At 55.9% G+C, this 19,797-nt stretch carries 19 protein-coding genes; 11 read left to right on the forward strand and 8 right to left on the reverse strand.

Translation table 11 applies throughout. The annotated features are described in order from the left end of the window. Positions 1-13 precede the first annotated feature (13 nt). A complete protein-coding gene (locus tag LOC22_RS09445) occupies positions 14-808 on the forward strand; it encodes an SDR family NAD(P)-dependent oxidoreductase (protein WP_230239548.1) in 795 nt (264 codons plus the stop codon). A gap of 106 nt (positions 809-914) precedes the next feature. Continuing rightward, complete coding sequence (locus tag LOC22_RS09450) at positions 915-1,577, forward strand: HAD family hydrolase (RefSeq protein ID WP_003861228.1); 663 nt, start codon at positions 915-917, stop codon at positions 1,575-1,577. Between the two features lie 60 nt (positions 1,578-1,637). Here the strand turns inward: LOC22_RS09450 and LOC22_RS09455 are convergent, their stop codons facing one another. Together LOC22_RS09455 and LOC22_RS09460 are read right to left on the reverse strand one after the other, a co-directional pair. Next, entirely contained in the window at positions 1,638-2,663 is a 1,026-nt protein-coding gene (locus LOC22_RS09455; protein ID WP_015571505.1) for a TerC/Alx family metal homeostasis membrane protein, read from the reverse strand. 87 nt (positions 2,664-2,750) lie between these two features. Beyond that, positions 2,751-3,950 carry an NAD(P)/FAD-dependent oxidoreductase gene (locus LOC22_RS09460; protein WP_003861226.1) on the reverse strand — a complete coding sequence of 400 codons (1,200 nt, stop codon included), beginning with the start codon at positions 3,948-3,950 and terminating at the stop codon, positions 2,751-2,753. Between the two features lie 228 nt (positions 3,951-4,178). On the opposite strand from LOC22_RS09460, the gene pitA reads away from it, so the two are divergent. Then, positions 4,179-5,678: an inorganic phosphate transporter PitA gene (gene pitA, locus LOC22_RS09465; protein ID WP_048246725.1), complete on the forward strand. Its 1,500-nt coding sequence runs from the start codon at positions 4,179-4,181 to the stop codon at positions 5,676-5,678. A 54-nt stretch (positions 5,679-5,732) separates the two neighbouring features. Here pitA and uspB read toward each other — a convergent pair whose 3' ends face one another. Then, on the reverse strand, positions 5,733-6,068 hold the full coding sequence (gene uspB, locus LOC22_RS09470; RefSeq protein ID WP_003861224.1) for a universal stress protein UspB: 336 nt from the start codon (positions 6,066-6,068) through the stop codon (positions 5,733-5,735). Between the two features lie 283 nt (positions 6,069-6,351). Between uspB and uspA the strand changes: the two genes are divergently transcribed. After that, positions 6,352-6,789, forward strand: a complete 438-nt coding sequence (gene uspA / locus LOC22_RS09475; protein WP_003861223.1) for a universal stress protein UspA — start codon at positions 6,352-6,354, stop codon at positions 6,787-6,789. Positions 6,790-6,880: 91 nt separating this feature from the next. Here the strand turns inward: uspA and rsmJ are convergent, their stop codons facing one another. Both rsmJ and prlC read right to left on the reverse strand, forming a co-directional pair. Further along, entirely contained in the window at positions 6,881-7,633 is a 753-nt protein-coding gene (gene rsmJ, locus LOC22_RS09480; protein WP_017693818.1) for a 16S rRNA (guanine(1516)-N(2))-methyltransferase RsmJ, read from the reverse strand. Between the two features lie 7 nt (positions 7,634-7,640). After that, on the reverse strand, positions 7,641-9,683 hold the full coding sequence (gene prlC / locus LOC22_RS09485) for an oligopeptidase A (protein ID WP_023295568.1): 2,043 nt from the start codon (positions 9,681-9,683) through the stop codon (positions 7,641-7,643). 177 nt (positions 9,684-9,860) lie between these two features. Here prlC and LOC22_RS09490 point away from each other — a divergent pair, with 177 nt between their 5' ends. From LOC22_RS09490 to LOC22_RS09505, 4 genes are all read left to right on the forward strand, one after another. Beyond that, on the forward strand, positions 9,861-10,703 hold the full coding sequence (locus LOC22_RS09490) for a 23S rRNA (adenine(2030)-N(6))-methyltransferase RlmJ (protein WP_006808562.1): 843 nt from the start codon (positions 9,861-9,863) through the stop codon (positions 10,701-10,703). 70 nt (positions 10,704-10,773) lie between these two features. Continuing rightward, complete coding sequence (gorA, locus tag LOC22_RS09495) at positions 10,774-12,126, forward strand: glutathione-disulfide reductase (RefSeq protein WP_045357937.1); 1,353 nt, start codon at positions 10,774-10,776, stop codon at positions 12,124-12,126. Positions 12,127-12,297: 171 nt separating this feature from the next. Continuing rightward, positions 12,298-12,585 (forward strand): hypothetical protein, encoded by a 288-nt coding sequence (locus tag LOC22_RS09500; RefSeq protein WP_015571509.1) that lies wholly within the window; start codon positions 12,298-12,300, stop codon positions 12,583-12,585. A gap of 241 nt (positions 12,586-12,826) precedes the next feature. Next, positions 12,827-14,476 carry an alpha,alpha-trehalase gene (locus LOC22_RS09505; protein WP_015571511.1) on the forward strand — a complete coding sequence of 550 codons (1,650 nt, stop codon included), beginning with the start codon at positions 12,827-12,829 and terminating at the stop codon, positions 14,474-14,476. Between the two features lie 57 nt (positions 14,477-14,533). On the opposite strand, the gene LOC22_RS09510 is transcribed toward LOC22_RS09505, so the two are convergent. Beyond that, entirely contained in the window at positions 14,534-16,120 is a 1,587-nt protein-coding gene (locus LOC22_RS09510; RefSeq protein WP_017693815.1) for an STY4199 family HEPN domain-containing protein, read from the reverse strand. 146 nt (positions 16,121-16,266) lie between these two features. Between LOC22_RS09510 and LOC22_RS09515 the strand changes: the two genes are divergently transcribed. Both LOC22_RS09515 and LOC22_RS09520 read left to right on the forward strand, forming a co-directional pair. Continuing rightward, entirely contained in the window at positions 16,267-16,800 is a 534-nt protein-coding gene (locus tag LOC22_RS09515) for a GNAT family N-acetyltransferase (protein WP_017693814.1), read from the forward strand. 77 nt (positions 16,801-16,877) lie between these two features. After that, entirely contained in the window at positions 16,878-17,216 is a 339-nt protein-coding gene (locus LOC22_RS09520) for a lysozyme (RefSeq protein WP_047052708.1), read from the forward strand. On the opposite strand, the gene LOC22_RS09525 is transcribed toward LOC22_RS09520, so the two are convergent. Further along, positions 17,195-17,797, reverse strand: coding sequence for a response regulator transcription factor (locus LOC22_RS09525; RefSeq protein ID WP_017384182.1), 603 nt, complete (start codon positions 17,795-17,797; stop codon positions 17,195-17,197). The genes LOC22_RS09520 and LOC22_RS09525 overlap by 22 nt on opposite strands. A 174-nt stretch (positions 17,798-17,971) precedes the next feature. Continuing rightward, positions 17,972-18,730 carry an SDR family NAD(P)-dependent oxidoreductase gene (locus LOC22_RS09530; protein WP_032104619.1) on the reverse strand — a complete coding sequence of 253 codons (759 nt, stop codon included), beginning with the start codon at positions 18,728-18,730 and terminating at the stop codon, positions 17,972-17,974. Between the two features lie 119 nt (positions 18,731-18,849). Between LOC22_RS09530 and LOC22_RS09535 the strand changes: the two genes are divergently transcribed. Next, positions 18,850-19,749, forward strand: coding sequence for a LysR family transcriptional regulator (locus tag LOC22_RS09535; RefSeq protein ID WP_017384184.1), 900 nt, complete (start codon positions 18,850-18,852; stop codon positions 19,747-19,749). Positions 19,750-19,797: the final 48 nt, after the last annotated feature.

Here is a 19,797-nt window from a genome sequence, read left to right on the forward strand (position 1 = left end):
CAAGGAGCGAATGATGAAAATTGATTTAACGGGGAAAGTAGCGCTGGTGACCGCGTCCACCGGCGGTATTGGGTTTGCCATCGCCCGCGGGCTGGCGGAGAACGGTGCGGAAGTGATCGTGAACGGGCGCAGCGTCGACTCGGTGAACAAAGGCATTCAGGCGCTACAGCAGGTGGTGCCTGGCGTACAGGTCCGTGCCGCCATCGCCGATCTGAGCTCACAGGAGGGCGTTGACGAACTGCTCAGGGTTGCCACGCACGTCGATATTCTGGTGAATAACGCCGGGATCTATGGCCAGCAGGATTTTTATTCCACCGACGACGAGACCTGGGAACGCTACTGGCAGACCAACGTGATGTCCGGCGTGCGCCTCTCCCGTGCCCTGCTGCCCGGCATGGTACAAAAGGGCTGGGGTCGGGTAGTGTTTATCTCGTCAGAATCGGCCTGCAATATTCCTGCGGATATGATCCACTATGGCGTGACAAAAACCGCCCAGCTCTCGCTGGCGCGCGGTCTGGCGAAGTTCGTGGCAGGCAGCGGCGTGACGGTGAACAGCGTGCTGCCGGGCCCGACAATGTCGGACGGTTTTGCCGCGATGATGAAAGACGAGATCGAAAGAACCGGTAAATCGCTGGAACAGCTGGCGAAAGAGTTCGTGATGGCGAATCGCCCCAGCTCGGTGATCCAGCGCGCCGCCACGGTGGAAGAAGTGGCAAATATGGTGGTATATGTCTGTTCCATGCAGGCCTCCGCGACTTCCGGCGCGGCGCTGCGCGTTGACGGCGGCGTGGTGGATGACATTGTTTGACCCGTCAGGCCACAGGTTCAGGAAAAAATGCGACCTGATATAAGGACTGTGAAGGTAAAGCAGGTAAACTAGTGAACAGAATGTGTATTTCAGCTAAGACGTATTTATGACCAATATGATTGCCGACGAAGCCGTGGCGAAGTCCAGCGTGCTCTCTGTCTTTGACTTTGATGGTACGTTGACGCACCACGACAGTTTTATCCCGTTCCTGCGCTTTGCCTTTGGCAAGCGCTACTTTGCTGGCCGACTGGTGCGCATGGCCCTGCCTACGCTGCACTGTGTGCGCCGCAAGCTGACGCGAGATGAGCTGAAAGAGGTGTTGATCAAAACCTTCCTGACGGGGGTGGATGAGCACTGGTTACGTCAGCAGGCGGAAGCCTTCTGTGAAAAATACTGGAACAAGCTGATGCGCCCGGAAGGTGTGCTGGCCGTCGCCAACGAGGTCAATTCCGGTGCGGAAGTGACGATTTGCTCTGCTTCCCCGGCGCTGGTATTGCAGCCGTGGGCCGATAAGCTCGGCATTAAGCTGATTGGCACGCAGCTGGAAGTGAAAGACGGCAAGCTGACCGGGCGGATCACCGGCCACAACTGCCGTTGTGCCCAGAAGGTGGCGAGGCTGGAGAAGGTGTATGGGGATTTGAACGCGTATCACCTGCGCGCCTGGGGCGACACGCGTGGCGACCACGAGTTGCTGGCGGCGGCGCAGGATCCGCACTGGCGGCATTTTCATCATCCGAGCAAGCGCCGAAATTCACCAATTAAGGGTTAGGTGCGGCCCGGTGCCCTCACCCCGGCCCTCTCCCACAGGGAGAGGGAGAAAAGCGGTACATCAGGCCTCACGTTTTCCCGGGAACATCACGCTCGCAATAATCCCCAGCGCCAGTACCCCCAGCACCACAAACAGGCTTGCCGTGGCGCCGATGTTATAACCGTGATGCCAGAAGTGGTCGGTCGCATTCAGCCCCAGCTTGAACGCCACGAAGAACAGCAGTAACACTACCGCTTTCTCCAGATGCACCAGATACTGCTTCAGCGCTTCCAGCACGAAGTAGAGGGTACGCAGGCCGAGGATCGCGAACATCATTGCGCTGTAGATGATCAGCGGCTCACGGCTGACGGCGATGATTGCGGGTACGGAATCGAAGGCGAACATCACGTCGGACAGCTCCACCACCGCGACGCAGAGCAGCAGCGGCGTCGCGTAGCGCTTCGCCTTCTTCACGCGGCCTACCATCACATCCTTGTTTTCAGGTTTCTCCAGTTCGGCATCCACCTCTTTCTGGGTCAGGATAAACGCATGGCTGCTGATTTTTGGCCACACCGGGTAGAAGCGTTTCACCAGGCGGTACGCCAGATGGTTGGAGTAATCTTCTACTTCATCGCTCTCTTCATTGCGTTTCAGCATCATCACCGCCGTCCAGCCGACGACCAGCGCAAAAATGACCTCAACATACGGTCCCAGGCTCAGCAGGCTGGTGCCAATGGCAACAAAAATACCACGGAACACAATCGCCCCGAGCACGCCCCAGTAGAGCACGCGGTGACGATATCTATCCGGCACGCCAAACCAGGCGAAGATCGCCATCATCACAAACAGGTTGTCGACGGAGAGCACCTCTTCCAGCGCATAGCCGGTCAGGAACAGACTGGCCATCTCCGCGCCGTGGTGCACGTATAAGAATCCGGCGAAGGCCATCGCCATCATGACCCAGAAGATGGACCACATGACCGCGCTTTTCAGCGAGATCGGTTTATCGTGACGGTGCATGAAGAGGTCGATAAACATCGCCCCAACGGCCATCACCACGAAGACAACAACGGTTTCCGTCGGGAAACCGAGATGAGCAGCAGACATAGACAACCCTTTTAAGAAGACAAAACACCATGCACACAATAAAAAGCGTGGACCCGATAAGGACGCAGCACGCTAAAAAAATAAATATTAACCGTTCTTTTCAGCGAGTGCCTGCGCGCATGCCCAGGCACTGGCCCACGCCCACTGGAAGTTATACCCGCCGAGCCAGCCGGTCACGTCCATCACTTCACCAATGAAATAAAGACCCGGCACGTTGCGGGCTTCCATCGTGCGGGATGAGAGTTCGTTTGTATCCACGCCGCCCAGCGTCACTTCCGCCGTGCGGTAGCCTTCGGTGCCGTTTGGCTGTACGCGCCAGTTCGTCAGCGTCTCCACCAGCGTTTCCTGCTCGCGGCTGTTGAGCTGCTTGAGCGCGACATCCGGAATTTGCCCTAACACCTGCAAGCACTCCACGAGACGCTTCGGCAGCTGCATCGCCAGGGTATTTTTCAGGCTTTGATTCGGATGCGCGGCGCGTTGCTCGTTAAGGAAGGCGTCCAGATCGCAGTCCGGCACCAGGTTTACGGAGACAAACTCCCCCGGCTGCCAGTAGCTGGAGATCTGCAATACCGCCGGGCCCGAGAGTCCGCGATGAGTAAAGAGCAGATTTTCGCGGAACACCGTGCCGTCTTCGGCCGTAATGACCGACGGCACAGACACGCCGGAGAGCGTCTGAAGCTGTTCCAGCAGCGGCTTATGCAGCGTGAACGGTACCAGCCCGGCGCGGGTGGGCAGTACCTTCAGGCCAAACTGCTCGGCAATTTTATAGCCGAACGGTGAAGCGCCCAGCCCCGGCATCGAGAGGCCGCCGCTGGCGATCACCAGGTTATCGGCGCTGACGGTTTCACCGTTGAGTTGCAGCGTGTAGCCCTGCTCGTCACGGGCGACGTCCAGCACTTCGGTGCGCAGGCGCATAACTACGCCGCCTTTCTCGCACTCGGCCACCAGCATATCGACAATTTGCTGCGCGGAGTCGTCGCAGAACAGCTGCCCCAGCGTCTTCTCATGCCACGCGATACCGTGTTTACCCACCAGCTCGATAAAATCCCACTGGGTGTAGCGCGCCAGCGCAGATTTGCAAAAATGACGGTTCTGGCTCAAATAGGCCGCAGGCTCGACATAAAGATTAGTAAAGTTGCATCGCCCGCCGCCAGACATCAGGATCTTGCGGCCAGGCTTTTTTCCGTTGTCCAGCAGCAGCACGCGACGACCCGCTTGTCCGGCCATCGCCGCACAAAACATACCCGCCGCACCGGCGCCAATTACTACGGCATCAAACCTTTCCACGTCAAAATCCTCTTCGTTAACTGCCGCGGATTGTAAAGTTTCCTCAGTGGTCGCACCAGCGTAAAAAGATATTACAAAGCCATTTCATTGATATTTAAAGATTATCCTTTCAGGCACATTTCTCAAATCAGGTGGTATGTCAAAAAAAGTCTATATTTCACTTTGCCCGTTGCGCATTTGTCCTGGATAATGCGCCGCGTTCATGTCCTCAAAATGGCGTAACGTCCTATGCTACATTTGTTTGCCGGCCTGGATTTACATACCGGGCTTTTATTATTGCTTGCTCTGGTTTTTGTGCTGTTTTACGAAGCGATCAACGGCTTCCACGACACTGCAAACGCAGTAGCAACGGTTATCTACACTCGCGCAATGCGATCGCAGCTTGCGGTCGTTATGGCGGCGGTATTTAACTTTTTTGGTGTCCTCCTGGGCGGACTGAGCGTTGCGTATGCCATTGTGCATATGCTGCCAACGGATCTGCTGCTTAACGTGAGTTCCGGTCATGGCCTGGCCATGGTGTTCTCAATGCTGCTTGCTGCAATTATCTGGAACCTCGGTACCTGGTATTTCGGCCTGCCGGCATCCAGCTCTCACACCCTCATCGGCGCGATTATCGGTATCGGGTTAACCAATGCCCTGATGACCGGGACCTCCGTCGTTGATGCGCTGAACATCCCGAAAGTGCTGGGGATTTTCGCTTCGCTCATCGTCTCCCCTATCGTCGGTCTGGTGGTGGCAGGTGGCTTGATTTTCATCCTGCGTCGCTACTGGAGCAACACGAAAAAACGTGCGCGTATCCACCTGACGCCAGCAGAGCGTGAGAAGAAAGACGGCAAGAAAAAGCCGCCGTTCTGGACGCGTATCGCGCTGATCATTTCCGCTATCGGCGTCGCCTTCTCTCATGGCGCGAACGATGGTCAGAAAGGTATCGGCCTGGTGATGCTGGTTCTGATTGGCGTCGCACCGGCGGGCTTCGTGGTTAACATGAACGCCTCCGGTTACGAAATCACCCGTACCCGTGATGCGGTAAACAACGTTGAGACTTACTTCCAGCAGCATCCTGATTTGCTGAAGAAAGCGACCGGCGTGGACCAGCTGATTCCTTCTCCGGAGTCAGGCGCAACGACGGCACCGGGCGAGTTCCATTGCCATCCGGCAAACGCGATTAACGCGCTGGAACGTGCGAAAGGCATGCTGGCCGATATCGAAAGCTATGACAAACTGGCTGTTGAACAGCGTGGTCAACTGCGTCGCATCATGCTCTGTATCTCCGACGTGACCGATAAAGTCGCGAAGCTGCCAGAGGTTAATGCTGACGACCAACGTCTGCTGAAGAAACTGAAAGGCGATATGCTCAACACCATTGAGTACGCGCCAATCTGGATCATCATGGCGGTCGCACTGGCGCTGGGTATCGGTACGATGATTGGCTGGCGTCGTGTGGCGACCACCATCGGTGAGAAGATCGGTAAGAAAGGCATGACCTATGCGCAGGGTATGTCCGCGCAGATGACGGCAGCGGTATCTATCGGTCTGGCGAGCTACACCGGTATGCCAGTCTCAACCACCCACGTACTCTCTTCGTCCGTGGCAGGTACCATGATTGTTGACGGCGGCGGTTTGCAGCGTAAAACCGTGACCAACATCCTGATGGCCTGGGTGTTCACCCTCCCGGCGTCCATCCTGCTGTCTGGCGGTCTGTACTGGATTTCGCTGAAGCTGATTTAATTGGCTGAAGGCGACAAAAAAGCGGGTCAGGAAACTGGCCCGCTTTTTTTATGCTCAGTGCCAAATCATCAGCGCAATCATACTCACCACAACCAGGCCACACAGGGCGCTGGTCAAAATGAACTGACGACGCAGGCGCTCGCAGCGACGGATAAACTCTTCATCGTGGTGATCGCGGTAGCGTTGGTAGTAGATATACCCCACCAGACGCATCTGCTTGCTGGGCTGTCCGTGCGAGGTGAAGAACCCTCCACCGTCCACATACTGATAAAGCAACGGATCGCAACCACGAAGTACCACTAACAGCGCACGTAACGATGAGAAGTAGCGCGCCATATTCACTATGCAAACCACGCATAACGCCCAAAACAATGCGACGGTGCTAATCATACATCCTCCCCGGCGTCCGCCCACGAAGCAAGGCTCCTGAGCTACCGCACCCCAATGCCCTGACAGACAGTTCAGTGAAAGAATGACCAAAAGTCGATCCGGTTCGCGTTTTAATATCCGAACGGCTCATTAAATAGTGTAGGAGATCCGTTAATTTTTTTGCCACAAGGTTAATCGTTATCAACACCAAAGCTTGAAAAATATGTTTAACTGGGCCGTAATGAAAGCATCAGACGACGGCTTTCCCATTTAGTCATCGATAACTTAAGGAAGGAGTAACACTATGGCTTACAAACACATTCTCATCGCGGTAGACCTCTCCCCGGAGAGTAAAGTGCTGGTTGATAAAGCAGTATCCATGGCACGTCCCTACAACGCGAAAGTTTCGCTGATTCACGTTGATGTGAATTACTCCGACCTCTACACCGGTCTGATCGACGTGAATCTCGGCGATATGCAGAAACGCATCTCCGAAGAGACTCACCACGCGCTGAGCGAGCTTTCTACCAACGCGGGCTATCCAATCACTGAAACCTTAAGCGGTAGTGGCGATCTGGGCCAGGTGCTGGTTGATGCGATTAAGAAATACGATATGGACCTGGTGGTATGCGGTCATCACCAGGACTTCTGGAGCAAGCTGATGTCTTCCGCGCGCCAGCTGATTAACACCGTACACGTGGATATGCTGATTGTTCCACTGCGTGACGAAGAAGACGAGTAAGTGCAAAAAAGCCCGGTGGCGCTAACGCTTACCGGGCCTACAAGCGGCACTGAATGTAGGCCGGGTAAGGCGAAGCCGCCACCCGGCTTTTTTATTCTGGCGTTCCCGAATAAATATCAAACCGATGCCCTTTCGTGGTCACCGCGTTAGTGGTCGCAACGTCCGCCAGCGGCGGCGCATAGTCCGGCCGCTTCACCACCACCCGCTTCGTCGCCAGCTGACGAGCCGGCTCCAGCAGGCCATCGGCATCTAAATCTGGCCCCACCAGAGACTGAAACACCCGCATCTCTTTCTTAACCAGCGCGCTTTTCTGCTTATGCGGGAACATGGGGTCGAGATAGACTACCTGCGGGCGCGGGGTGATATCGGTCAGCGCCGTCAGGCTGGAGGCATGAATAAGTTGCAAACGTTCCTGCAACCACGGGCCGATTTCCGGGTCCGCGTAGCCCCGCGTCAGCCCGTCGTCGAGCAGCGCGGCGACAACCGGATTACGCTCCAGCATCCGCACCCGACAGCCGACAGACGCCAGCACAAAGGCATCGCGCCCCAGCCCCGCCGTGGCATCCACCACGTCCGGCAGATAGCTGCCTTTAATGCCGACCGCTTTGGCCACCGCTTCACCGCGACCGCCGCCAAACTTACGCCGGTGCGCCATCGCGCCGCCGACAAAATCGACAAAAATCCCGCCAAGCTTTGGCTCATCGAGCTTGCGCAGCTCCAGATGTTCCGGCGTCATCACCAGCGCCATCAGGTTGTCTTCATCATGTTCCAGCCCCCAGCGGGCCGCCAGAACAGATAAGGCGCCGTCCCCGGCGCCTGTTTCATCTACTAAGCAGATCTTCACGTAGCAATCAGCCTTTGATTCCGTAATGCTCCAGCATCGCATCCAGCTGCGGCTCGCGGCCACGGAAGCGTTTGAACAGCTCCATAGGCTCTTCTGAACCGCCGCGCGTCAGGATGTTATCAAGGAACGACTGACCGGTTTCGCGGTTGAAAATCCCCTCTTCTTCGAAGCGCGAGAAGGCATCTGCCGCCAGCACGTCGGCCCACAGGTAGCTGTAGTAGCCTGCGGCGTACCCGCCTGCGAAGATATGGCTGAACGCGTGCGGGAAGCGTCCCCAGGTCGGGCCTGGAATAACCGCGACCTGCTTTTTAATCTCAGCCAGGGTTTCGAGGATTTTCGCCCCCTGCTCCGGGCTGAACTCGGCGTGCAGGCGGAAGTCGAACAGGCCGAACTCCAGCTGACGCAGGATGAACATCGCCGCCTGGTAGTTTTTCGCCGCCAGCATTTTATCCAGCAGTTCTTTCGGCAGCGGTTCGCCCGTTTCGTAATGGCCGGAGATAAATGCCAGCGCGTCCGGCTCCCAGCACCAGTTTTCCATAAACTGGCTTGGCAGCTCGACCGCATCCCATGGCACACCGCTGATACCGGCGACGCCAGCGGTTTCGATGCGGGTCAGCATGTGGTGCAGGCCGTGACCGAACTCGTGGAACAGGGTGATCACTTCATCGTGGGTAAACAGCGCAGGTTTGCCGCTCACCGGGCGGTTGAAGTTACAGGTCAGGTAGGCGACCGGTTTTTGCAGGGAACCATCCGCTTTACGCATCTGGCCCACGCAGTCGTCCATCCACGCCCCGCCACGTTTGTTTTCTCGCGCGTAAAGATCCAGATAGAAGCTGCCGCGCAGCTCGTTTTTCTCGTCATACAGCTCGAAGAAGCGCACGTCCGGATGCCAGACGTCGATGTCGGTACGCTCTTTCGCGGTAATGCCGTAGATGCGTTTCACCACCTCGAACAGGCCGTTAACGGCTTTGTTTTCCGGGAAGTACGGACGCAGCTGTTCGTCGCTGATGCTGTAGAGGTGCTGTTTCTGTTTTTCGCTGTAGTACGCGATATCCCACGGCTGAAGCTCGTCCACGCCGAACTCCGCTTTCGCAAAGGCGCGCAGCTGAGCCAGTTCTTTTTCACCCTGAGGACGGGCGCGTTTCGCCAGATCGGTCAGGAAGTCGAGCACCTGCTGTGGGTTCTCAGCCATTTTGGTGGCGAGGGATTTATCCGCGTAGCTGTCGAAGCCCAGCAGCTGTGCCAGTTCGTGGCGCAGGGCGAGGATCTCCGCCATCACCGGGCTGTTATCCCACTTACCGGCATTCGGCCCCTGATCGGAGGCGCGGGTGCTGTAGGCGCGGTACATCTCTTCGCGCAGGGCCTGGTTGTCGCAGTAGGTCATCACCGGCAGATAGCTTGGGATATCCAGCGTTAACAGGAAGCCTTCCAGCTCTTTCGCTTCGGCCTGGGCTTTTGCCGCCGCCAGCGCGCTTTCCGGCATACCCGCCAGTTCAGATTCATCGGTAATCAGCTTCGTCCAGCCCATGGTGGCGTCGAGGACGTTGTTGCTGTACTGGTTGCCCAGCTCGGACAGGCGCGCGGCGATTTCGCCGTAGCGAACCTGTTTTTCTTTTGGCAGGCCAATCCCGGACAGTTCGAAATCACGCAGGGCGTTATCGACCGATTTTTTCTGCGCCGTGTTCAGTTCGGCATAGTGGTCGCCGTCGCGCAGGTCGCGGTAGGCTTTGTAGAGCCCCTCATGCTGACCGACCCAGGTGCTGTACTCAGAGAGCAGCGGCAGGGTCTGTTCGTAGGCCTCACGCAGCTCCGGGCTGTTTTTCACCGAGTTCAGGTGACTCACCGGGGAGAAGATACGCCCCAGCACGTCGTCCACTTCGGCCAGCGGCTGACACAGATTTTCCCAGGTGTACGGCGCGCCCTGCGCGACCACGTTTTCTACCGCCGCACGGCAGTTGTTCAGCGACTGGGTAACGGCCGGAACCACATGCTCAGGGAGGATTTTAGAAAACGGTGGCAACGAAAAAGGCGTCAGTAATGGATTGGTCATAAACGCTGTCCTGTTGAAAGAGATGAATGAAGCGCGCATCCGGCGCTGTGCATATTGTTCAGTAATGGGGTTAAGTGTAGAGGATTTCAATAGCCGCGCTTACCGGGCCTGCGGGTAATCTGTGCCGTTCTGCTGTAAACTGTGGCAAATCGTCAATTCAGCGGAATATCATTACCCATGCTCAGTTATCGCCACAGCTTCCACGCAGGCAACCACGCCGACGTCCTCAAACATACCGTTCAGAGCCTGATCATCGAATCGCTTAAAGAAAAGGATAAACCGTTCCTTTATCTGGACACCCACGCGGGCGCGGGCCGTTATCAGCTGAGCGGCGAGCATGCCGAGCGTACCGGTGAATATCTGGAAGGGATTGCGCGTATCTGGCAGCAGGACGATCTGCCTGCCGAGCTGGAGCCGTACATTGGCGTGGTGAATCACTTCAACCGCAACGGCCAACTGCGTTACTACCCGGGTTCACCACTGATTGCCCGCCAGCTGCTGCGTGAGCAGGACAGCCTTCAGCTGACAGAGCTGCACCCGAGCGACTTCCCGCTGCTGCGTTCTGAGTTTCAGAAAGATAACCGCGCCCGCGTGGACAAAGCCGATGGCTACCAGCAGCTGAAAGCCAAACTGCCGCCGGTTTCCCGTCGCGGCCTGGTGCTGATCGACCCGCCGTACGAAATCAAAACCGACTATCAGGCGGTGGTGACCGGCATTAACGAAGGTTACAAACGCTTTGCGACCGGCACCTATGCCCTGTGGTATCCGGTAGTGCTGCGCGCGCAAATTAAACGCATGATCAAAGACCTCGAAGCGACCGGCATTCGTAAAATCCTGCAAATTGAGCTGGCGGTGCGCCCTGACAGCGACCAGCGCGGCATGACCGCGTCCGGCATGATCGTCATTAACCCGCCGTGGAAGCTCGAAGCACAGATGAACAACGTGCTGCCGTGGCTGCACAAAACGCTGGTGCCAGCCGGTACGGGTCACGCCACCGTGAGCTGGATCGTGCCGGAGTAATCGCAGCCATCGGTGGAAACTATTGATTTCAGGTATACAATCGCGGCAATTCACGATTAAGGACAACGCTATGACTAAGCATTATGACTACATCGCAATCGGCGGCGGCAGCGGCGGCATCGCCTCCATCAACCGTGCGGCCATGTACGGCCAGAAGTGTGCGCTGATTGAAGCCAAAGAACTCGGCGGCACCTGCGTGAACGTGGGTTGTGTACCGAAGAAAGTGATGTGGCATGCCGCGCAAATCCGTGAAGCTATCCATATGTATGGTCCGGACTACGGCTTTGACACCACCATCAACCACTTCGACTGGGATAAACTGATCGCCAGCCGTACCGCCTACATCGACCGTATTCACACCTCGTACGATAACGTGCTGGGCAAGAATAACGTCGACGTGATCCGCGGCTTCGCCCGTTTCGTGGATGCGAAGACGATCGAAGTGAACGGCGAGACGATCACCGCCGATCACATCCTGATCGCCACCGGCGGCCGTCCGAGCCACCCGAACATTCCGGGCGCGGAATACGGTATCGACTCCGACGGTTTCTTCGAGCTGCCTGCTCTGCCAGAACGCGTTGCCATTGTGGGCGCAGGTTACATCGCGGTTGAGCTGGCCGGCGTGATTAACGGCCTGGGAGCGGAAGCGCACCTGTTCGTGCGTAAACACGCGCCGCTACGCAGCTTTGACCCGCTGATCGTCGACACGCTGGTCGAGGTGATGAACGCCGAAGGCCCAACCCTGCACACCAACGCCGTGCCAAAAGCGGTGGTGAAAAATGCGGACGGTAGCCTGACTCTGGAGCTGGAAGATGGTCGCAGCCAGACCGTTGATTGCCTGATCTGGGCGATTGGTCGTGAACCGGCCACCGACAACTTCAACCTGGCCGCAACCGGGGTGAAAACCAATGAAAAAGGCTACATTGTCGTTGATAAGTTCCAGAACACCAGCGTTCGTGGCATTTATGCCGTCGGTGATAACACCGGCGCCGTAGAGCTGACGCCGGTTGCCGTGGCGGCGGGGCGTCGTCTTTCCGAGCGTCTGTTTAATAACAAGCCGGACGAACATCTGGACTACAGCAACATCCCGACCGTGGTCTTCAGCCACCCGCCAATCGGTACCGTCGGCTTAACCGAGCCGCAGGCGCGTGAGCAGTACGGCGATGACCAGGTGAAAGTGTATAAATCGGCGTTTACCGCGATGTATACCGCGGTCACCTCGCACCGTCAGCCATGCCGCATGAAGCTGGTCTGCGTGGGCCCGGAGGAGAAGATCGTCGGCATCCACGGCATTGGTTTCGGCATGGACGAGATCCTGCAAGGCTTCGCGGTGGCACTGAAGATGGGCGCAACGAAGAAAGACTTCGATAACACCGTGGCGATCCACCCGACTGCGGCGGAAGAGTTTGTGACCATGCGCTGATCGGTCTGATCCGCAACAAAACCGGCCAGCTGGCCGGTTTTTTTATGCCCTGGTCAGGTAAACCCAACGGCTGTACAAACGGTAACAAAATAACCCGCCACCCGGGGTGGAATTAACTAATCTTAGAAAGCGCTACGCGTTCGCCTGTTACTACGGAAAAAGATTAGAGATATGAAAATGCACGTAAAGATCACCGCAAAACTGATGGCCAAAATGCACCTTGTTCTCGCGCTGGTATGGGCGATACTGACTATTCCTACCCTGCTGTGGTGGAAAAACAGCATTCTGTGGGTGTCGTTAATGAGCATTTACGCCATCGTGATTTCCCATCTGGCTGCGTACAGCGCCGCCCATGCGGAAAAAGCGGCCAGCAAAGCGATGGATAAAAGCGAAGGCGCCAGCCAGAAAGCCAATCAAACCGCCAACAGCCTTCAGGGCGATGCGCGTCAGGCACATTAATCCGTGCTTATATGCAGAATACCGAATGCTCTGAATTTTATTCCTGCTCTGTTTCCAAAGATTCTGATTTAATAATTTCATAATCAAAGGGATATCTGATTTTCAGCGTGTTTAAATCCATTTTGAAAGCGTGATCTACCGCACACTTCGCACCGCATTAACCGAAGCGAATGTCTACGCTTTAAAGATAGCCGGGAAAAACCCGTATTGGTTACGACAAAAACCGGAGGTCCTGAACACCATGTTCAACCAGAAACTACAGACTGCCGAGGATATCGAGTTCGAGATTGCAGAAGAGCTGCGCTACGAAACCGATCCCTGTGAGTTAAAACTGGATGAGATGATCGAGGCAGAGCCGGAACCGGAAATGATTGAAGGGCTGCCGGCGTCCGATGCCCTTACGCCCGCAGACCGCTACCTTGAACTGTTTGAACACGTCCAGTCGTCGCGGCTGTTTGCGGACAGCAAAACCTTTCCCGACTGCGCGCCGAAGATGGATCCGCTGGATATTTTGATCCGCTATCGCAAGGTGCGTCGTCACCGTGATTTTGACCTGGCGCGCTTTGTGGAGAATCACTTCTGGCTGCCGGAGGACTACAGCAAAGAGTACGTCTCTGACCCCGGCCTGTCCCTGAAAGAACATATTGATAATCTGTGGCCGGTGCTGACGCGTGAGCCGCAGGATCACATCCCGTGGTCGTCGCTGCTGGCGCTGCCGCAGGCCTATATTGTGCCCGGCGGGCGATTCAGTGAGACCTACTACTGGGACTCTTACTTCTCCATGCTGGGGCTTGCTGAAAGCGGTCGTAACGATCTGCTGAAATGTATGGCCGATAACTTCGCCTGGCTGATAGAGCGCTACGGCCATATCCCGAACGGCAACCGTACCTACTATCTCAGCCGCTCCCAGCCGCCCGTTTTTGCCCTGATGGTGGAGCTGTTTGAAGAGGACGGCGTGCGCGGGGCGAAGCGCTATCTTGAGCATCTTAAGATGGAGTACGCCTTCTGGATGGACGGGGCGGAATCGCTGCTGCTCAATCAGGCCTATCGCAGTGCGGTTCGCATGCCGGATGGCTCATTGCTCAACCGCTACTGGGACGATCGCGACACGCCGCGAGATGAATCGTGGATTGAGGACGTGGAAACCGCCCGTCATTCCGGTCGTCCGCCGAACGAGGTGTATCGCGACCTGCGCGCCGGGGCAGCCTCAGGATGGGATTACTCATCCCGCTGGCTGCGCGATCCTGCGCGGCTGGCCAGCATCCGCACGACACAATTTATCCCCATTGATTTGAACGCATTCCTGTTCAAACTGGAGAGCGCTATCGCCAATATCTCCGCGTCGAAAGGGGATAAAGAGACGGCTGATCTGTTCCGCCAGAAAGCCAGCGACCGGCGCGCGGCGGTGAACCGCTATCTGTGGGACGAAGAGAACGGCTGTTATCGTGATTACGACTGGCGGCGTGAAGCCCTGGCGCTGTTCTCTGCGGCCAGCATTGTGCCGCTGTATGTGGGCATGGCGACGCATGAGCAGGCTGAACGGCTGTCCGATGCCGTTAAAGCCCGTCTGCTCACGCCGGGCGGTATTCTCGCCACCGAATATGAAACCGGGGAGCAGTGGGATAAGCCGAACGGCTGGGCGCCGCTCCAGTGGATGGCGATCCAGGGGTTCAAGCAGTACGGCAACGACTCGCTGGGAGATGAGATCGCCTGGAGCTGGCTGCACACGGTGAACCATTACTACAAAACCCATCATAAGCTGATTGAGAAGTACCACATCGCCAGCAGCACGCCACGCGAAGGTGGCGGGGGTGAGTATCCGTTGCAGGATGGCTTCGGCTGGACGAATGGCGTGGTGCGGCGGTTGATTGGGCTGTATGGGGAGCCCTGAGCCTCACCCCTCACCCTGCCCCTCTCCCCTGAGGGGCAGGGTGAGGGGGAAAAATAATCAGCGGATCACCTCATAAATGGCAGTCTGGATGGACTGCCATTTTTTTGTGCTGGCATCGGGCTGCGTCTTCGCGCGGCGCGTTGCCATATCGGCGTCGTGCTGCTGGCGTTTCACCACCGCGGGGACGGTACAGAATGCTTTCAGGTACTGCTTACGCATAGGCGTCAGCGATTCGCCGTTCGCCATCGCATGGCTAAGCGTATTAATAAAGCGTCGGCAGGGCTTTTGCTCTGTCATTTGCAGGCGGTAGCGCAACATTACTTCCAGTACATCGTCGTAGCCTGCCGACAACGCCTCCTCCGTCCATGACATTTTCCAGTCCATCCCGCCCTGCAAAAACAGGAGCGCCACGCGGGTGTCATTGCGATTGATGGCCGAGCGGAAATTATTCTCATCCCAGGTAACACCCATGCGGGTTAACGTCTCGCGTGAGGAAGGCGTTTCGCGCATCTCCTGCACCTGCGCGGGAGATGCCGTACTGGCCACAGCCGGCTGCGGTTTACTGCTGGTCACCAGCCAGAATCCCCCCACGACAATCGCGATAACCATCACGCCAACCGCTCCCCACAGCACGCCGGAAATCAGCTGTTCGCGCTGCTCTGGCGTACGCGCGGCGCGCTGAGTCGGTTTTTCTATGCTGTCGCGCACTTCAAAAAGATCGCCGCCTGTGGTGCGGTCCATTTTTTGCGCCTTTTCCCAGAACGCGTGCAGCTCGCTTTCGTCCACCGCCATCAGCGCCGCCGGGTTAACGCGTGTCCGCCCTTCCTCAAACGCGCGCTGAACGGAGCGGGTGATCTGCGTGTAATAGCAGTCGAGCAGCTGGATTTGCGCCCCGCTTAACGGCTGCTGCACGGTGATGCTGTTGCGGATTTGTCGAATATCTTCGAGGAAGGTTTGCAGGGTTTTGCGGGGCTCTACCAGCAGCGTCAGCATGTCCGGAGCGTTAAACAGCGGCGCGTAGTAGCGGCTAAATTCTTTTTTATCCACCAGCAGCTGGGCCAGTTCGCTGAACAACATGCCGCTCAGAACATCATTAATCTCACCGTTTTTCAGCCAGCGACGCACGCGTTCAGCGTTAAACAAGGTCTTAAGATGATTATTCAGCCGCACCGGATCGGGCCACGCCTGCTGTATCAGCCCTTTAATCATCAGCTCAATGGCACGCACCTGTTTCTGCGCCTGAAGCTGGCTCTCCTTCTCTGGCACCCTCCCGGTTTCGTAGGTCAGGAGGGGCTGTTGCAGACGCAGATATTCAAGGGAGGTGACGAAGCGCATCGCCGCAATCAGCTGATTTTCGCTGACATCCTGCCCGCTTTCATACTGGGGAACACGCTGCTGAAGCAAGCGTAATTGCAGCGTAAAGGCCGTCATTTCCGCATCATTCAGATTCAGCTTCCTGGCTACGGCGCCCCACCCGCCCAGCCCCAGGCGGGCGCTATCCAGTTGCTCCAGAAACCAGCGTGGATCTTTTCCTTCAGAAACATGTACATTCAACAGAAGTAAAATTTCAACAGACGCCTGACGGATCGCTGCCAGACAGTGTTCAAACTGTTCGCGGGTATGATGCGATGAGCTAATCATCATTGTTTTCCTTGAGAGACAATGAGTACCGCTAAAGCGGCATTAAAAGTCGTTTTTCTTTTTATTTATATGAGGTTAAACATACCTGACTTTCTGTTGAAATAAAGTGACAACCTTATAATCATTTGCAATGCCTCCGGAGGATCGTCATGCCCGCCTTAACCACCGCGCGTCTCACCTGCTCGCCGCTGCAAGAGCAAGACTGGCCCTTTTTTCTGTCGCTACAGCAAAATCCTGAGGTGATGCGTTTTGTCGCCCCTGCGCGTAGCGAGGCGGACATTCGGGAAGCCTTTGAGTCTCGTCTGTTGCCGTGGACGCCGGGCAGCTCGCACTGGCTCTGCCTTGTGGTGCGTGAGACGGCCAGCCAGACGCCGCTGGGCGTAACCGGCTATGTGCACCGGGAAGCAGATTGTGCTGAAGTCGGTTTTCTCTTTGCGCCCTCTGCGCAGGGGAAAGGTTACGGCTTTGAATCTCTGCGGGCTGTGTGTGATTTCGCGCTGACTCAGGGTAATATCCGTCGGCTCACCGCCACCGTGACGGCGGGAAATATCGCCTCAAGGCGACTGCTGGAAAAAACAGGTTTTCAACTGGAAGGTGAGTTGCGTGAGAGTTATTTCCTTTCAGGGCAATGGCATAACGACTGGCTATTCGGTTTACTGAAAAAGGAATTCCCGTTCAGTTAAACCTGATCAACAGCCATTTGGCGGATATTTCCCCGGCGGCGTTTCCTCTATAGTCGCGCCATTAAGAGGAAACGCTTATGACGGGTTATGCAATGCAGATATCTTCTGCTGCAATCGCATTAATTAAAAAACAACAGGGTCTTTCCCTGGAGAAATACCGTGACGAAAAGGGAATATGGGTTATTGGTTATGGTCACGTGATTCGCCAGTGGGAAAAATTTAACGGTCTCATCACGCCGACTGAGGCGGAAAATTTGCTTTTTAATGATATTCAATTATGTGAGGCGCTGCTGCGGGAAATGAACAAACGCCCATTAACCCAACAGCAGCATGACGCACTGATATTAACCCTCTTCAGTTTTGGGGAAGAGTCCCCTCTGCCAGAGAAGATCCTTCAGGCCGTCGCCCGGGTGTAGTACATCGCGGCCTGCGTCCGGTTTTTGACATCAAGACGCCGGAAAAGTGTCTCAAGATGGGCTTTTACCGTTGCCGCACTGATGTTGAGATTACGACCAATCTCTTTATTGGACTCTCCGGCCGCCAGTAACTTCAATACCTCACGCTGGCGCTCGCTTAACACTGCCAGTTCATCCTGAGAGGAGTGCTGCTTCAGCCACTCGCCGGGAAAACAGACCATTCCACGCGATACGGAATCCAGCACTGCGGAAAAGCGTTCGGGATTCGCATTGCGGGGAATTATCGCTACCACGTTGCGCTGAAACATTTGCTCAACCCAACGTCGCTCTTTTTTCGTTAACACCAACACCACGCGCGACGCTGGAAAACGATCCATAATCTCCTCCAGTAAAGCCACACCATTATCACGAATTAAATACCCATCTATCATGACGATAGCGGAGGGTGACGCGGATAATTGCGCCCATAATTCATCAGTCTGACGAGCCCCTGTCATCTCTATTTTCGGAATTAACTTCTGCAAACTGTACATCGCTCCATGAATAAATAATGACTGCCTGTCAAACATGATTACTCGCATCGTTTTACTCCTCTGAGAATAGCGAAGGGGGATTCTACAGAGGCATTTTTTAAGAAAAAACTCAATGAATGGAGAGGTTACAAATCACCCAGCTCTCTTTATATCTTCCAGCATTTAGACATACCTGTTTTAAGGATTTCCTTAAGAAGGTTCCCTCCCCCTTAAGACTGAACATTACAGGAACATACCGCCTGAAACTTCAATACGTTGCGCATTCATCCAGCCCAGTTTGTCACTGAGCAACGCCGCAATGGCGTCACCAATATCATCGGGCAGGCCCACGCGTCCCAGCGCTGTCTGCGAGGCCAGCAGCTGGTTAAGCTCCGCATTATCCCGCACGCGTCCGCCCCCAAAGTCGGTTTCAATCGCGCCGGGCGCGATGATATTGACGGAAATTCCGCGCGCACCAAGCTCTTTTGCCTGATAGCGGGTCAGCACTTCCATCGCCCCTTTCATTGCCGCGTAGGTGCCTGAACCGGGCTGAGTAAAACGGGCCAGTCCGCTGGAGACGTTCAGGATCCGCCCTCCGTCTTTTATGAGCGGCAGCAGCTGTTGCGTGAGGAAAAACGGCCCTTTGAAGTGAATGTTCAGCGCATCATCAAACTGCGCCTCGGTCGTCTCGGTATAGGGTGCGTATAACCCTGTACCTGCGTTGTTCACTAAATAGTCAAAGGTGTCACGTTGCCAGACGTGTTTGAGGGTATCCTTCACCTGCTGAGCAAAGCGCGAAAAGCTTACCGTATCGCCGACGTTAAGCTGCAATGCTGCCGCTTTTCCACCTGTTCCCTCGATTTCGCGCACAACTTCCTGCGCCTCCTGCTGGCTGTTGTTCCAGGTCAGGATGATCCCTGTCCCTTCCGCGGCCAGCTTCAAAACGGCATTTTTCCCCAGGCCGCGGCTACCGCCCGTCACTAAAGCAATACGTTCACTCATAATTCACCTCGTTTCGGCTGTGATGAAGATTGAGAAAGAGCTTATTAGATGGTAGAAAATCAATAAATAGTGCCGTCAGCGCTTCACTGTTTCATTCATAACAACAATGACCAACATCTATGGATAAAATACACGCAATGCAGCTTTTCCTTCGGGTCGCGGAACTGGAAAGTTTTTCCCGCGCGGCGGAGACGTTAAGCCTGCCGAAGGGGAGCGTATCGCGACAGATCCAGGCACTGGAAAACGCACTGGGCACGCAGCTGCTGCACCGCACTACCCGCCGCGTCAGCCTGACGCAGGACGGCATGGTTTATTACGAGCGCGCTAAAGATCTGCTGATGAATCTGGACGAACTGGACGGCATGTTCCTGCACGACCCTTCAACCATCAGCGGTCGGCTACGTGTGGATATGCCCGTTGCCATTGCGCGAAATGTAGTCATTCCGAAACTGCCTGCATTTTTACAACAGTTTCCCGGCATTGAGCTGGAGCTGAGTAGCAGCGATCGTCTGGTCGATGTCATCCGCGAAGGATTTGACTGCGTGGTTCGCGTGGGAAACTTAAAGGACTCCGGGCTTATCGCCCGCCCGCTTGGGAAACTCTCGGTGATTAACTGCGCCAGCCCGGATTATCTGACGCGATTCGGCTACCCTGAGACGCTGGACGATTTGGCTTCGCATGCCCTCATTCACTACTCCGCCACCCTGGGCACGCGTCCGCAGGGTTTTGAGTATTACAACGGCAGCGCGACCCAGTGGGTAAAAACGGGAGGCGTATTGACGGTTAACAGCACGGAAACCTACCAGGCCGCCTGTATCGCCGGGCTTGGCATTATTCAGGTTCCGCGCGTCGGGGTACGTGATGCCCTGCGCACGAAAAAACTCGTTGAGATCCTGCCGCAATACCGGGCTGAACCGATGCCCGTCTCCCTCATTTATCCCCACCGCCGTAACCTCTCCCGCCGGGTGCATGTGTTTATGGAGTGGCTTACCGAACTCACAAAAGGTTACGTCGACTAGTCACAAGCTATAATTCAGTAACATCCAGCTCAACGAAAAGGAAAATGC

The organism is Enterobacter sp. AN-K1 (genome assembly GCF_020971765.1).
In the GTDB taxonomy this organism is placed as follows: Bacteria; Pseudomonadota; Gammaproteobacteria; order Enterobacterales; family Enterobacteriaceae; genus Enterobacter; species Enterobacter hormaechei_C.